The 13,959-nt window shown below is 70.8% G+C and carries 13 protein-coding genes, 1 tRNA gene and 1 pseudogene; 13 read left to right on the top strand and 2 right to left on the bottom strand.

What is annotated here, in order from left to right; all coding sequences use genetic code 11:
• Positions 1 to 44: 44 nt before the first annotated feature.
• Positions 45 to 545, bottom strand: coding sequence for a transcriptional regulator BldD (gene bldD, locus IE265_RS37640; RefSeq protein ID WP_037621142.1), 501 nt, complete (start codon positions 543 to 545; stop codon positions 45 to 47).
• 241 nt (positions 546 to 786) lie between these two features.
• Here bldD and pyrR point away from each other — a divergent pair, with 241 nt between their 5' ends.
• The 10 genes and pseudogenes from pyrR to gmk form a co-directional block, all read left to right on the top strand.
• A complete protein-coding gene (pyrR, locus tag IE265_RS37635) occupies positions 787 to 1,374 on the top strand; it encodes a bifunctional pyr operon transcriptional regulator/uracil phosphoribosyltransferase PyrR (protein WP_190040300.1) in 588 nt (195 codons plus the stop codon).
• 133 nt (positions 1,375 to 1,507) lie between these two features.
• A complete protein-coding gene (locus IE265_RS37630) occupies positions 1,508 to 2,485 on the top strand; it encodes an aspartate carbamoyltransferase catalytic subunit (protein WP_190040299.1) in 978 nt (325 codons plus the stop codon).
• Between the two features lie 4 nt (positions 2,486 to 2,489).
• Complete coding sequence (locus IE265_RS37625) at positions 2,490 to 3,776, top strand: dihydroorotase (protein ID WP_190040298.1); 1,287 nt, start codon at positions 2,490 to 2,492, stop codon at positions 3,774 to 3,776.
• Positions 3,773 to 4,333, top strand: a complete 561-nt coding sequence (locus tag IE265_RS37620; RefSeq protein ID WP_190040297.1) for a PH-like domain-containing protein — start codon at positions 3,773 to 3,775, stop codon at positions 4,331 to 4,333. The genes IE265_RS37625 and IE265_RS37620 overlap by 4 nt, the downstream gene beginning before the upstream one ends.
• Positions 4,330 to 5,487 (top strand): glutamine-hydrolyzing carbamoyl-phosphate synthase small subunit, encoded by a 1,158-nt coding sequence (carA, locus tag IE265_RS37615; protein ID WP_190040296.1) that lies wholly within the window; start codon positions 4,330 to 4,332, stop codon positions 5,485 to 5,487. The genes IE265_RS37620 and carA overlap by 4 nt, the downstream gene beginning before the upstream one ends.
• The gene (carB, locus tag IE265_RS37610) at positions 5,480 to 8,788 is read left to right on the top strand and encodes a carbamoyl-phosphate synthase large subunit (protein ID WP_190040295.1); all 3,309 of its coding nucleotides are present in this window, start codon (positions 5,480 to 5,482) and stop codon (positions 8,786 to 8,788) included. The genes carA and carB overlap by 8 nt, the downstream gene beginning before the upstream one ends.
• Before the next feature lie 80 nt (positions 8,789 to 8,868).
• Positions 8,869 to 9,978: a quinone-dependent dihydroorotate dehydrogenase gene (locus tag IE265_RS37605; RefSeq protein WP_190040301.1), complete on the top strand. Its 1,110-nt coding sequence runs from the start codon at positions 8,869 to 8,871 to the stop codon at positions 9,976 to 9,978.
• Positions 9,975 to 10,829, top strand: a complete 855-nt coding sequence (gene pyrF, locus IE265_RS37600) for an orotidine-5'-phosphate decarboxylase (protein WP_190040294.1) — start codon at positions 9,975 to 9,977, stop codon at positions 10,827 to 10,829. The genes IE265_RS37605 and pyrF overlap by 4 nt, the downstream gene beginning before the upstream one ends.
• Positions 10,830 to 11,084: 255 nt before the next feature.
• The gene (locus IE265_RS37595) at positions 11,085 to 11,408 is read left to right on the top strand and encodes an integration host factor (RefSeq protein WP_005319887.1); all 324 of its coding nucleotides are present in this window, start codon (positions 11,085 to 11,087) and stop codon (positions 11,406 to 11,408) included.
• 38 nt (positions 11,409 to 11,446) lie between these two features.
• Positions 11,447 to 11,968 (top strand): annotated as a pseudogene (gene gmk, locus IE265_RS39440) (guanylate kinase); the annotation flags it as partial.
• Here the strand turns inward: gmk and IE265_RS37585 are convergent.
• Positions 11,928 to 11,992: transfer RNA gene (locus IE265_RS37585), tRNA-OTHER, on the bottom strand. The pseudogene gmk and the gene IE265_RS37585 sit on opposite strands and share 41 nt — an antisense overlap.
• Before the next feature lie 96 nt (positions 11,993 to 12,088).
• Here IE265_RS37585 and rpoZ point away from each other — a divergent pair.
• From rpoZ to IE265_RS39190, 3 genes are all read left to right on the top strand, one after another.
• Positions 12,089 to 12,361 carry a DNA-directed RNA polymerase subunit omega gene (rpoZ, locus tag IE265_RS37580; protein ID WP_093658262.1) on the top strand — a complete coding sequence of 91 codons (273 nt, stop codon included), beginning with the start codon at positions 12,089 to 12,091 and terminating at the stop codon, positions 12,359 to 12,361.
• Between the two features lie 94 nt (positions 12,362 to 12,455).
• Entirely contained in the window at positions 12,456 to 13,658 is a 1,203-nt protein-coding gene (gene coaBC, locus IE265_RS37575) for a bifunctional phosphopantothenoylcysteine decarboxylase/phosphopantothenate--cysteine ligase CoaBC (protein ID WP_190040293.1), read from the top strand.
• Positions 13,659 to 13,895: 237 nt separating this feature from the next.
• Positions 13,896 to 13,959 (top strand): S-adenosylmethionine synthetase N-terminal domain-containing protein (locus IE265_RS39190; RefSeq protein WP_308434842.1); only part of this gene is annotated, 64 nt, incomplete at its 3' end.

Here is a 13,959-nt window from a genome sequence, read left to right as displayed (position 1 = left end):
CCCGGCCGCCCCGGCGGCACGTTTCTTCTCAGTGCTGGTGCGGGTCAGCCCTCGTCGTGGGCCACCGCGCGGCGGGCGTCCGCGTCCAGCACGCCCCAGCTGATGAGCTGCTCGGTGAGGACCGAGGGCGACTGGTCGTAGATGACGGCGAGGGTGCGCAGGTCGTCCTGGCGGATCGACAGCACCTTGCCGTTGTAGTCGCCGCGCTGGGACTGGATCGTCGCCGCGTAGCGCTGGAGGGGGCCCGCCTTCTCGGCCGGCACGTGGGCCAGCCGCTCCAGGTCGAGGACCAGCTTCGGCGGCGGCTCGGCGGCCCCGCCCGGCGTGGTGCCCGGGAGCAGCTCCTGGACCGGCACGCCGTAGAAGTCCGCCAGCTCGGCAAGGCGCTGAACGGTCACGGCGCGGTCGCCGCGCTCGTACGAACCGACCACGACCGCCTTCCAGCGGCCCTGGGACTTCTCCTCGACGCCGTGGAGGGAAAGGCCCTGCTGGGTACGGATGGCGCGGAGCTTGGCCCCGAGCTGTTTGGCGTATTCGCTGGACATATAGCTCCCCGGACCTGTGTCGACGTGCGGCTCGGCCGCGCGGCTGGTGACTCACTGTGAGGTTACGCAGCGTGACTCTGCCTCGTCAAGCCGGAGGGCCCCGACCCCCTTCGGGACCGGCGGGGAGGCGGCTGGGACCAGGGGGGTGATCAGGGGCGTTGCGGGGCTGGTAGCGTGGATGGCGCAAATCCGACGTCCTTTAAGGTCCGTCCCGTGAGGCGGAGAAGGAGGTCCGTTTCGTATGGACACCGAACAGCAGAACCAGCAGTACGAGTCCGATGCGCGGCCCGTTCTCGAAGGCCCCGACATCGCGCGGGTCCTGACCCGCATCGCCCACGAGATCGTCGAGCGCGCCAAGGGTGCCGACGACGTGGTGCTCCTCGGCATCCCGACCAGAGGCGTCTTCCTGGCCCAGCGGCTCGCCGCCAAGCTCCAGGAGATCACCGAGCGCGCGATCCCGGTCGGCTCCCTCGACATCACCATGTACCGCGACGACCTGCGCATGCACCCGCCGCGGGCGCTGGCACGCACCGACATCCCCGGTGACGGCATCGACGGCCGGCTGGTCGTCCTCGTCGACGACGTGCTCTTCTCCGGCCGCACCATCCGGGCCGCCCTCGACGCGCTGAACGACATCGGCCGTCCGCGCGCCGTGCAGCTCGCGGTGCTCGTCGACCGCGGCCACCGCGAACTGCCCATCCGCGCCGACTACGTCGGCAAGAACCTCCCCACGTCGCTGCGGGAGACGGTCAAGGTCCAGCTCGCCGAGGAGGACGGTCGCGACACCGTGCTGCTCGGTGCGAAGCGAACCTCCCCGGGCGGGGAGTAGCGCCCACTCACCGGCGTACGAGCCAGTCGTACGCCCCTTGAGTGCGCCCCTGCACGCCCGCGCGCCCGACCGTGCCCTCCGGGACGCCCCGGACCCCCGTCTCCCGAACTGACTGCCTTACGGAGCCTGACAGATGCAGCGTCATCTCATCTCGGCCGCCGACCTCACCCGCGACGACGCCGTCCTGATCCTCGACACCGCCGAGGAGATGGCACGGGTCGCCGACCGGCCGATCAAGAAACTGCCGACCCTGCGCGGCCGCACCGTCGTCAACCTCTTCTTCGAGGACTCGACCCGTACCCGGATCTCCTTCGAGGCCGCCGAGAAGCGCCTCTCCGCGGACGTCATCAACTTCACCGCCAAGGGATCGAGCGTCTCCAAGGGCGAGTCCCTGAAGGACACCGCCCAGACCCTCGAGGCGATGGGCGTCGACGCCGTCGTCATCCGCCACGGCGCCTCCGGGGCCCCGTACCGGCTCGCGACCTCCGGCTGGATCGACGCCGCCGTGATCAACGCGGGCGACGGCACCCACCAGCACCCGACGCAGGCCCTGCTCGACGCGTTCACCATGCGCCGCCGGCTCGTCGGCAGGGACGCGGGCCTCGGGCAGGACCTCGCCGGCAAGCGCATCACGCTGGTCGGCGACATCCTGCACAGCCGGGTCGCCCGCTCGAACGTCGACCTGCTGCACACCCTCGGCGCCGAGGTCACCCTCGTCGCCCCGCCCACCCTGGTGCCGGTGGGCGTGGAGAGCTGGCCCTGCGAGGTCGCGTACGACCTCGACGGCACGCTGTCCAAGTCCGACGCCGTCATGCTGCTGCGCGTCCAGCGCGAGCGGATGAACGCTGCGTTCTTCCCCACCGAGCGCGAGTACTCGCGGCGCTACGGCCTCGACGGCGACCGCATGGCGAAGATGCCCGAGCACGCGATCGTGATGCACCCCGGCCCGATGGTCCGCGGCATGGAGATCACCGCCGAGGTCGCCGACTCCGACCGCTGCACGGCGGTCGAGCAGGTCGCCAACGGCGTCTCCATCCGGATGGCCGTGCTCTACCTGCTCCTGGGCGGCAACGAGCCCGCCGTCACCCACACCCGTACCGAGGAGAAGTAAGAACATGGGCAAGATCCTTATCCGTGGTGCGAAGGTGCTCGGGGGCGAGCCGCAGGACGTCCTGGTCGACGGCGAGGTGATCGAGGCGGTCGGCACCGGCCTGTCCGCCGAGGGCGCCGAGGTCGTCGAGGCCGACGGCAAGGTGCTGCTGCCGGGCCTGGTCGACCTGCACACGCATCTGCGCGAGCCGGGCCGCGAGGACTCCGAGACCGTGCTGACCGGCACCCGCGCCGCCGCGAGCGGCGGATTCACGGCCGTGTTCGCCATGGCCAACACCTTCCCGGTCGCCGACACCGCCGGAGTGGTCGAGCAGGTCTACCGGCTCGGCCGGGAGCACGGCTACTGCGACGTGCAGCCCATCGGCGCCGTCACCGTCGGCCTGGAGGGCAGGCAGCTCGCCGAGCTGGGCGCGATGCACGAGTCCGCGGCCGGCGTCACGGTCTTCTCCGACGACGGCAAGTGCGTCGACGACGCGGTGATCATGCGCCGCGCGCTGGAGTACGTGAAGGCCTTCGGCGGCGTCGTCGCCCAGCACGCCCAGGAGCCCCGCCTCACCGAGGGCGCCCAGATGAACGAGGGCGTGGTCTCGGCGGAGCTGGGTCTCGGCGGCTGGCCCGCGGTGGCCGAGGAGTCGATCATCGCCCGGGACGTGCTGCTCGCCGAGCACGTCGGCTCCCGCGTCCACATCTGCCACCTCTCCACGGCCGGCTCGGTGGAGATCGTGCGCTGGGCCAAGTCCCGCGGCATCGACGTCACCGCCGAGGTCACCCCGCACCACCTGCTCCTCACGGACGAGCTGGTGCGCACGTACAACCCGGTCTACAAGGTCAACCCGCCGCTGCGCACCGAGCGGGACGTGCTGGCGCTGCGCGAGGCCCTCGCCGACGGCACGATCGACATCGTCGCGACCGACCACGCGCCGCACCCGCACGAGGACAAGGACTGCGAGTGGGCCGCGGCCGCCATGGGCATGGTCGGCCTGGAGACCGCGCTGTCCGTCGTCCAGCAGACGATGGTCGAGACCGGACTGCTGGACTGGGCAGGGGTCGCGGACCGCATGTCCGCCAGGCCCGCCGCGATCGGCGGCGCCACAGGCCACGGCCGCCCCGTCTCGGCAGGCGAGCCCGCCAACCTCACCCTGGTCGACACCGCATACCGTGGAGCCGTGGACCCCGCGGGCTTCGCATCGCGCAGCCGCAACACTCCGTACGAGGGTCGTGAGCTGCCGGGGCGTGTCACGCACACGTGGCTCCGGGGCAAGGCCACCCTCGTCGACGGGAAGCTCGCGTGACCTCATTCATCGTCCTCGCCGCGGAACAGAAGTCCGCGGAAGTGACCGACTGGGCCGCCCGCGTCGGCTGGCTCGTCGGCCTCGCCCTGTTCGTCGCGCTCGTCTACTGGCTGATGCGCGAGGGCTGGAAGTGGCGCGGCACCCTCCAGGGCGACCTGCCCGAGCTGCCCGTCGTGCCGAGTGAGCCCGGCGCCGCGAGACTGGCGATGAGCGGCCGGTACCACGGCTCCACCACCGCGGGGCAGTGGCTCGACCGCATCGTGGCGCACGGCCTGGGCACCCGCAGCCGGGTCGAGCTCACACTCACGGACGCGGGACTGGACGTCGTACGCCCCGGGGCGGCCGACTTCTTCGTCCCCGCCGACCGGCTGCGCGAGGCCCGCCTCGACAAGGGCATCGCCGGCAAGGTCCTCACCGAGGGCGGCCTCCTGGTCGTCACCTGGGAGCACGGGGACCGGCTGATCGACTCCGGCTTCCGCTCCGACCGGGCGGCCGAGCACAACGAATGGGTCGACACCCTGAACCACATGATCAACAAGACGGAAGGCGCACGATGACCACCTCCCAGCAGGGGAACGCCTCGCAGCGGAAAGAGGCGCCTCCCGCCGTACTCGTCCTGGAGGACGGCCGGACCTTCCGCGGCCGTGCCTACGGGGCCGTGGGGGTGACCTTCGGCGAAGCGGTGTTCTCCACCGGCATGACCGGCTACCAGGAGACCCTCACCGACCCGTCGTACCACCGCCAGGTCGTCGTGATGACCGCCCCCCACGTGGGCAACACCGGGGTCAACGACGACGACCCGGAGTCCGGGCGCATCTGGGTCGCCGGGTACGTCGTACGGGACCCCGCGCGCGTGCCCTCCAACTGGCGCTCCAGGCGCTCGCTGGACGACGAGCTCGTCGCGCAGGGCGTGGTCGGCATCTCCGGCATCGACACCCGCGCCCTCACCAGGCACCTGCGCGAGCGCGGCGCCATGCGCGTCGGCATCTTCTCCGGCAACGCGCTGCCCGACGACGGCACCATGCTGGCCGAGGTGCGCCAGGCCCCCGAGATGAAGGGCGCCAGCCTCTACGAGGAGGTCGCCACCAAGGAGGCGTACGTCGTCCCCGCGATCGGCGAGAAGAAGTTCACCGTCGCGGCCGTCGACCTCGGCATCAAGGGCATGACGCCGCACCGGATGGCCGAACGCGGCATCGAGGTGCACGTGCTGCCCGCCACGGCCACGGCAGAGGACGTCTTCGCGGTCGCCCCGGACGGCGTGTTCTTCTCCAACGGACCCGGCGACCCGGCGACCGCCGACGGCCCCGTCGCGGTCATGCGCGAAGTGCTCGCCCGCAGCACCCCGCTCTTCGGCATCTGCTTCGGCAACCAGATCCTCGGCCGCGCCCTCGGCTTCGGCACCTACAAGCTGAAGTACGGCCACCGCGGGATCAACCAGCCCGTCCAGGACCGTACGACGGGCAAGGTCGAGGTCACCGCGCACAACCACGGCTTCGCCGTCGACGCGCCGCTCGACCGGGTCTCCGACACCCCCTACGGGCGGGCCGAGGTGTCCCACGTCTGCCTGAACGACCAGGTCGTCGAAGGACTCCAGCTCCTCGACCGGCCCGCCTTCAGCGTGCAGTACCACCCCGAAGCGGCCGCGGGCCCGCACGACGCCGCCTACCTGTTCGACCGCTTCGTATCCCTGATGGAGGGCCAGCGTGCCTAAGCGCTCCGACATCCAGTCCGTCCTCGTCATCGGCTCCGGCCCGATCGTGATCGGCCAGGCCGCCGAGTTCGACTACTCCGGCACCCAGGCCTGCCGCGTCCTCAAGGCCGAGGGCCTGCGGGTGATCCTGGTCAACTCCAACCCCGCGACGATCATGACCGACCCGGAGATCGCCGACGCCACGTACGTCGAGCCGATCACCCCCGAGTTCGTCGAGAAGATCATCGCCAAGGAGCGGCCGGACACCCTGCTGCCCACCCTCGGCGGCCAGACCGCGCTCAACACCGCGATCTCCATGCACGAGCAGGGTGTGCTGGAGAAGTACGGCGTCGAGCTGATCGGCGCCAACGTCGAGGCGATCAACAAGGGCGAGGACCGCGACCTCTTCAAGGGCGTCGTCGAGGCCGTCCGCGAGAAGATCGGGCACGGCGAGTCCGCCCGCTCGGTGATCTGCCACAGCATGGACGACGTGATCGCGGGCGTCGACACCCTCGGCGGCTACCCCGTCGTCGTCCGCCCCTCCTTCACCATGGGCGGCGCGGGCTCCGGCTTCGCGCACGATGAGGAGGAACTGCGCCGCATCGCCGGCCAGGGCCTCACGCTCTCCCCGACCACCGAGGTGCTCCTGGAGGAGTCCATCCTCGGCTGGAAGGAGTACGAGCTGGAGCTGATGCGCGACAAGCACGACAACGTCGTGGTCGTCTGCTCCATCGAGAACTTCGACCCGATGGGCGTCCACACCGGCGACTCGATCACCGTGGCGCCCTCGATGACGCTCACCGACCGCGAGTACCAGCGCCTGCGCGACATCGGCATCGCGATCATCCGCGAGGTCGGCGTCGACACCGGCGGCTGCAACATCCAGTTCGCCGTCAACCCCGACGACGGCCGCATCATCGTCATCGAGATGAACCCGCGGGTCTCGCGCTCCTCGGCCCTCGCGTCGAAGGCCACCGGCTTCCCGATCGCCAAGATCGCCGCCAAGCTGGCCGTCGGCTACACGCTCGACGAGATCCCGAACGACATCACCGAGAAGACCCCGGCGTCCTTCGAGCCGACGCTCGACTACGTCGTCGTGAAGGCCCCGCGGTTCGCCTTCGAGAAGTTCCCCTCCGCCGACTCCACCCTCACCACGACCATGAAGTCGGTCGGCGAGGCCATGGCGATCGGCCGCAACTTCACCGAGGCGCTGCAGAAGGCGCTGCGGTCGCTGGAGCGCAAGGGCAGCCAGTTCACGTTCGTCGGCGAGCCCGGCGACAAGGCCGAGCTGCTGCGCGAGGCGGTCCGTCCGACCGACGGGCGCATCAACTCCGTCATGCAGGCCATCCGGGCGGGTGCCACCCCCGAGGAGGTCTTCGAGTCCACGAAGATCGACCCGTGGTTCGTCGACCAGCTCTTCCTGATCAAGGAGATCGCCGACGAGCTGGCCGCCGCCGACAAGCTCGACCCCTCGCTGCTCGCACTGGCCAAGCGGCACGGCTTCTCCGACGTCCAGATCGGCGAGATCCGCGGGCTGCGCGAGGACGTCGTCCGCGAGGTACGCCACGCGCTGGGCGTCCGCCCGGTCTACAAGACCGTCGACACCTGCGCCGCCGAGTTCGCGGCGAAGACCCCGTACTTCTACTCCTCGTACGACGAGGAGAGCGAGGTCGCGCCCCGGACCAAGCCGGCCGTGATCATCCTCGGCTCCGGCCCGAACCGCATCGGCCAGGGCATCGAGTTCGACTACTCCTGCGTCCACGCCTCCTTCGCGCTGAGCGACGCGGGCTACGAGACCGTGATGGTCAACTGCAACCCGGAGACCGTCTCCACCGACTACGACACCTCCGACCGCCTGTACTTCGAGCCGCTGACGCTCGAGGACGTGCTGGAGATCGTGCACGCGGAGTCGCTGGCCGGACCGCTCGCCGGAGTGATCGTGCAGCTCGGCGGCCAGACCCCGCTCGGGCTGGCCCAGGCGCTCAAGGACAACGGCGTCCCCGTGGTCGGCACCTCGCCGGAGGCGATCCACGCCGCCGAGGACCGCGGCGCCTTCGGGCAGGTCCTCGCCGAGGCCGGACTGCCCGCGCCCAAGCACGGCACCGCCACGACGTTCGCCGGCGCCAAGGCCATCGCCGACGAGATCGGCTACCCGGTCCTCGTCCGGCCGTCGTACGTCCTCGGCGGACGCGGCATGGAGATCGTGTACGACGAGACGCGGCTCGCCTCGTACATCGCGGAGTCGACCGAGATCAGCCCGTCCCGGCCGGTGCTCGTCGACCGCTTCCTCGACGACGCGATCGAGATCGACGTCGACGCGCTGTACGACGGGCAGGAGCTGTACCTCGGCGGAGTCATGGAGCACATCGAGGAGGCCGGCATCCACTCCGGCGACTCGGCGTGCGCCCTGCCGCCGATCACCCTCGGCGGGTTCGACATCAAGCGCCTGCGGGCCTCCACCGAGGCCATCGCCAAGGGCGTCGGCGTGCGCGGACTGATCAACATCCAGTTCGCGATGGCCGGCGACATCCTCTACGTCCTGGAGGCCAACCCGCGCGCCTCGCGCACCGTCCCCTTCACCTCGAAGGCGACCGCGGTGCCGCTCGCGAAGGCCGCCGCCCGCATCTCGCTCGGCGCCACCGTCGCCGAACTGCGGGCCGAGGGGCTGCTCCCCGCCAACGGCGACGGCGGCACCCTGCCGCTCGACGCGCCGATCTCCGTCAAGGAGGCCGTCATGCCGTGGTCGCGCTTCCGCGACATCCACGGCCGCGGCGTCGACACCGTGCTCGGTCCGGAGATGCGCTCCACCGGCGAGGTCATGGGCATCGACTCGATGTTCGGGACGGCGTACGCCAAGTCCCAGGCGGGCGCCTACGGCCCGCTGCCGACCAAGGGCCGCGCGTTCATCTCCGTCGCCAACCGCGACAAGCGCTCGATGATCTTCCCGGCGCGCGAGCTGGTCGCCCACGGCTTCGAACTCCTCGCCACCTCCGGCACGGCCGAGGTGCTCCGGCGCAACGGCATCAACGCCGCGGTCGTGCGCAAGCAGAGCGAGGGCGAGGGCCCGAACGGCGAGAAGACGATCGTCCAGCTCATCCACGAGGGCGAGGTCGACCTCATCGTCAACACGCCGTACGGCACCGGCGGCCGCCTCGACGGCTACGACATCCGCACGGCGGCCGTGGCCCGCTCCGTACCCTGCCTCACGACGGTCCAGGCGCTCGCGGCCGCCGTCCAGGGCATCGACGCCCTCAACCACGGGGACGTGGGAGTGCGCTCGCTCCAGGAACACGCCGAGCATCTGACCGCGGCCCGCGACTAGCAGCCCCCAGGGGGACACCGGAAACGGTGTCCCCCTCTGTATGAGGCCTCTGGATGAGGCTGCGTGAGGACACAGTGAACATGTACAAGCTCTTCTTCCGGCTCGTCTTCCACCGGATGGACCCGGAGCAGGCCCACCACCTGGCCTTCCGCTGGATCCGGCTCGCCGCGCGCGTGCCCGTCCTGCGGACCTTCGTCGCCGCCCTCCTCGCCCCGCGCCACGAGGAGCTGCGGACCGAGGCCTTCGGGCTGCGGATGCACGGTCCGTTCGGGCTCGCCGCCGGCTTCGACAAGAACGCGGTCGCCGTCGACGGCATGTCGATGCTCGGCTTCGACCACGTCGAGATCGGCACCGTCACGGGGGAGCCGCAGCCCGGCAACCCCAAGCAGCGGCTGTTCCGCCTGGTCCCCGACCGGGCGCTCATCAACCGGATGGGCTTCAACAACGAGGGCTCCGCCGCGGTCGCCCGCCGGCTCGCCGAGCGCACACCCGTCTTCCGGACCGTGGTCGGCGTCAACATCGGCAAGACCAAGGTCGTCCCCGAGGACGAGGCCGCCGCCGACTACGTGAAGTCGACCGAGCGGCTGGCCGCGCACGCCGACTACCTCGTCGTGAACGTCAGCTCCCCGAACACCCCGGGGCTGCGCAACCTCCAGGCCACCGACTCCCTGCGGCCGCTGCTCACCGCGGTCCGCGAGGCAGCCGACCGGACGGTGACCACCCGCCGCGTCCCCCTGCTGGTCAAGATCGCCCCCGACCTGGCCGACGAGGACGTCGACGCCGTCGCCGACCTCGCCGTCGAGCTGGGCCTGGACGGGATCATCGCGACGAACACCACCATCGCGCGCGAGGGCCTCGGCCTGACGTCCGACGCGGCCCTGGTCCAGGAGACCGGCGGACTCTCCGGGGCGCCGCTCAAGGCACGCTCCCTGGAGGTCCTGCGCCGCCTCTACGCGCGCGTGGGGGACCGGATCACCCTCGTGGGCGTCGGCGGCGTCGAGAACGCCGAGGACGCCTGGCAGCGCATCCTGGCCGGCGCCACCCTCGTCCAGGGCTACAGCGCCTTCATCTACGAGGGTCCCTTCTGGGGCCGCGCCATCCACAAGGGCCTCGCGGCCCGCCTGCGGACGAGCCCGTACGCCACCCTCGCCGACGCGGTCGGCGCCGACGTGAGGAAGAAGACGGCATGAGTGTCCTGGAACCCTTCGGCACCCGGCTGCGCCGGGCCATGGACGAGCGCGGCCCGCTGTGCGTCGGCATCGACCCGCACGCCTCCCTGCTCGCCGACTGGGGCCTGAACGACGACGTCGCCGGTCTGGAGCGGTTCAGCCGCACGGTCGTCGAGGCGCTGGCCGACCGGGTCGCGGTGCTCAAGCCGCAGAGCGCGTTCTTCGAGCGCTTCGGCTCGCGCGGTGTCGCCGTACTGGAGAAGTCGGTGGAGGAGGCGCGGGCGGCCGGGGCGCTGGTCGTCATGGACGCCAAGCGCGGGGACATCGGCTCGACGATGGCGGCGTACGCCGAGACCTTCCTGCACAAGGACGCGCCGCTGTTCTCGGACGCGCTGACCGTGTCGCCCTATCTCGGCTACGGCTCGCTGAGGCCGGCGGTGGAGCTGGCGCGCGAGAGCGGGGCGGGTCTCTTCGTCCTCGCGCTCACCTCCAACCCGGAGGGCGCGGAGGTGCAGCACTCGGTGCGCCCCGGGGACGACGGCGGCCCGAACGTCGGCGCGCGGATGCTGGCGCACCTGGCGCGGGAGAACGCCGGAGAGGGCCCCATGGGCTCCTTCGGGGCCGTCGTCGGCGCCACGCTCGGCGATCTGTCCTCGTACGACCTCGCGATCAACGGTCCGCTCCTCGCGCCCGGCATCGGCGCCCAGGGCGCGACCCCGGCCGATCTCCCGCGGGTGTTCGGCGCGGCCGTGGGCCACGTGGTGCCCAACGTGAGCCGGGGTGTTCTGCGTCACGGTCCCGACGCCGCGTCCCTGCGCGCGTCGGCGGACCGCTTCGCCGAGCAGATCAGGGCGGCCGTGGCCGCGGTCTGACGGCTCCCGCGGGTGCCCTGCGGACGTCCCGGCTCTGGATACATCCTCAAATCCGTGACGTTTTGTCCTCAATGTCTGGCTCGACGGAGGCTGACCAGGACTTTTCCGCTGTTCTCGCTGACTCCGGCCTACTTGCCCGCTAGTCTCCGACGAGAGTGAACGGGCAAGAGAGTTGTTCGTTGCTCACCAGGTGTGGGGCGAATAGGTTCCGCACCGGTCCGTATCCGACAGTTCGACATCCGAGGTGACGTAGGCGTGGCTCTTCCGCCCCTTACCCCTGAACAGCGCGCAGCCGCGCTCGAAAAGGCCGCCGCGGCTCGCCGGGAGCGGGCCGAGGTCAAGAATCGACTCAAGCACTCCGGCGCCTCCCTCCACGAGGTCATCAAGCAGGGTCAGGAGAACGACGTCATCGGCAAGATGAAGGTCTCCGCTCTCCTGGAATCCCTGCCGGGCGTGGGCAAGGTCCGCGCCAAGCAGATCATGGAGCGACTCGGGATCTCCGAGAGCCGCCGTGTGCGTGGTCTCGGCTCCAACCAGATCGCGTCTCTCGAGCGCGAGTTCGGCGGCGGCGCCGCCTGACGTTCTCGGGCACCCCTGAGAACCTGGATAATCGCTGCATGGCTGCAACATCCCGGGGGACGACCCCCGTGCCCCCGGATTCACGTCCGCGGCTGACCGTGCTCTCCGGCCCTTCCGGGGTCGGCAAGAGCACGGTCGTCGCTCATATGCGCAAGGCACACCCCGAGCTGTGGCTCTCGGTGTCGGCGACGACCCGCAGACCGCGCCCCGGGGAGAAGCACGGCGTCCACTACTTCTTCGTCACCGACGAGGAGATGGACAAGCTGATCGCCAACGGCGAACTGCTCGAATGGGCGGAGTTCGCGGGAAACCGCTACGGGACTCCGCGCACGGCCGTGCTCGAACGGCTGGAGTCGGGCGAGCCGGTCCTCCTGGAGATCGACCTCCAGGGTGCCCGGCAGGTCCGCGAGTCCATGTCGGACGCGATGCTGGTGTTCCTGGCTCCCCCCTCCTGGGAGGAGCTGGTGCGCAGGCTCACCGGGCGGGGCACCGAACCGCCCGAGGTGATCACGCGCCGCCTGGAGGCGGCCAGGATCGAACTGGCCGCCGAGCCGGAGTTCGACATGACCCTGGTCAACACCTCCGTCGAGGACGTGGCGCGCGAGCTGCTAGCCTTGGTGGCAGTTGTTTGATCTTTCAGGTCACTGTCAGGTCAGTTTCCACTTTTCGGAAGGCAGAGCGTGTCCTCTTCCATGACCGCGCCCGAGGGCATCATCAACCCTCCGATCGACGAGCTCCTCGAGGCGACCGACTCGAAGTACAGCCTCGTGATCTACGCCGCGAAGCGTGCCCGTCAGATCAACGCTTACTACTCGCAGCTCGGTGAGGGACTCCTCGAGTACGTGGGTCCCCTCGTCGACACGCACGTCCACGAGAAGCCCCTGTCGATCGCGCTGCGCGAGATCAACGCGGGTCTGCTGACCTCGGAGGCCGTCGAGGGCCCCGCCCAGTAGTCCTCTCGATCCCTTCACCACAGGCCCGGCGGCGCGACCGCCGGGCCTGTGGTGTGTCATGGAGTCGTACGTTTTCCGAGTGCGGGGAGAGACGGTGGACAAGCCGAAGGTCGTGCTGGGGGTCAGCGGCGGCATCGCCGCGTACAAGGCCTGTGAGCTGCTGCGCCGGCTGACCGAGTCGGGCCACGACGTGCGCGTCGTGCCGACCGCGGCCGCGCTGCACTTCGTCGGGGAGGCGACCTGGTCCGCGCTCTCCGGCCATCCCGTGTCGACCGAGGTCTGGTCGGACGTGCACGAGGTGCCGCACGTGCGCATCGGGCAGGAGGCCGACCTGGTCGTCGTCGCGCCCGCCACCGCGGACATGCTGGCGAAGGCCGCCCACGGCATGGCCGACGACCTGCTGACCAACACGCTGCTCACCGCCCGGTGCCCGGTCGTCTTCGCGCCCGCCATGCACACGGAGATGTGGGAGCACCCGGCGACACGGGCGAACGTGGCCACCCTGCGTGACCGGGGCGCCGTCGTGATCGACCCCGCCGTGGGCCGGCTGACCGGGGTGGACACCGGCAAGGGCCGGCTGCCCGACCCCGCGGAGATCTTCGAGGTCTGCCGACGGGTGCTCGCCCGGGGCGTCACCGCCCCCGATCTCGCCGGGCGCCACGTCGTCGTCAGCGCGGGCGGCACTCGAGAACCGCTGGACCCGGTCCGCTTCCTCGGCAACCGCTCCTCCGGCAAGCAGGGGTACGCGCTCGCCCGTACGGCGGCGGCGCGGGGCGCCCGCGTCACGCTCATCGCGGCGAACACCGGGCTGCCCGACCCCGCCGGTGTCGACGTGGTGCGGGTGGGGACGGCCGTCCAGCTCCGCGAGGCGGTGCTCAAGGCGGCGCCTGACGCGGACGCCGTCGTGATGGCCGCGGCGGTCGCCGACTTCCGTCCGTCGGCCTACGCGACCGGAAAGATCAAGAAGAAGGACGGCGAGGAGCCCGAGCCGATCGTCCTCGTCCGCAACCCGGACGTCCTCGCGGAGATCTCCGCGGACCGGGCCCGCGCAGGTCAGGTCGTCGTCGGCTTCGCCGCCGAGACGGACGACGTACTCGCCAACGGACGCACCAAGCTGCGCCGCAAGGGCTGCGACCTCCTCGTCGTGAACGAGGTCGGGGAACGCAGGACCTTCGGCTCCGAGGAGAACGAGGCCGTGGTGCTGGGCGCCGACGGCAGCGAGACCCCCGTCCCGTACGGACCCAAGGAGGCCCTCGCCGAGACGGTGTGGGACCTCGTGGCGCGTCGCTTCGGGTGATTGTCGCCCGCACTTCACACGGCTCAGCGGCCGCTTCGCGGCATCCTGTGGCAGCCTGGCGGGGACGGTCCGCCGAGTCGCGGTTTTCCCGTGCCGCAGGTCACAGCGCTTCCGAGAGGCGAGACAGTGGCCCCGCGGCGGGGTGCGACCGATAAACTGTCCACGGACGACGCCGGGCGCAGCTCCCGACCGTCCGCCAATGATCAGCCAGCAGCCGCTGCAACCACAGGGAGCGTTGTGTCCCGTCGCCTGTTCACCTCGGAGTCCGTGACCGAGGGTCACCCCGACAAGATCGCTGACC

The sequence above is a fragment of the Streptomyces fructofermentans genome, assembly GCF_014651055.1.
In the GTDB taxonomy this organism is placed as follows: domain Bacteria; phylum Actinomycetota; class Actinomycetes; order Streptomycetales; family Streptomycetaceae; genus Streptomyces; species Streptomyces fructofermentans.
The sequence above is the reverse complement of the archived record's forward strand: the minus strand, read 5'-3'. Positions and strand labels throughout refer to the sequence as shown.

Coding starts and splice junctions, on each gene's coding strand:
- IE265_RS37630 (WP_190040299.1), top strand. CDS start 1,508: ATGCAGCGTCATCTCATCTCGGCCGCCGACCTCACCCGCGACGACGCC.
- pyrF (WP_190040294.1), top strand. CDS start 9,975: ATGAGTGTCCTGGAACCCTTCGGCACCCGGCTGCGCCGGGCCATGGAC.
- bldD (WP_037621142.1), bottom strand. CDS start 545: ATGTCCAGCGAATACGCCAAACAGCTCGGGGCCAAGCTCCGCGCCATC.
- IE265_RS37605 (WP_190040301.1), top strand. CDS start 8,869: ATGTACAAGCTCTTCTTCCGGCTCGTCTTCCACCGGATGGACCCGGAG.
- pyrR (WP_190040300.1), top strand. CDS start 787: ATGGACACCGAACAGCAGAACCAGCAGTACGAGTCCGATGCGCGGCCC.
- IE265_RS37625 (WP_190040298.1), top strand. CDS start 2,490: ATGGGCAAGATCCTTATCCGTGGTGCGAAGGTGCTCGGGGGCGAGCCG.
- carA (WP_190040296.1), top strand. CDS start 4,330: ATGACCACCTCCCAGCAGGGGAACGCCTCGCAGCGGAAAGAGGCGCCT.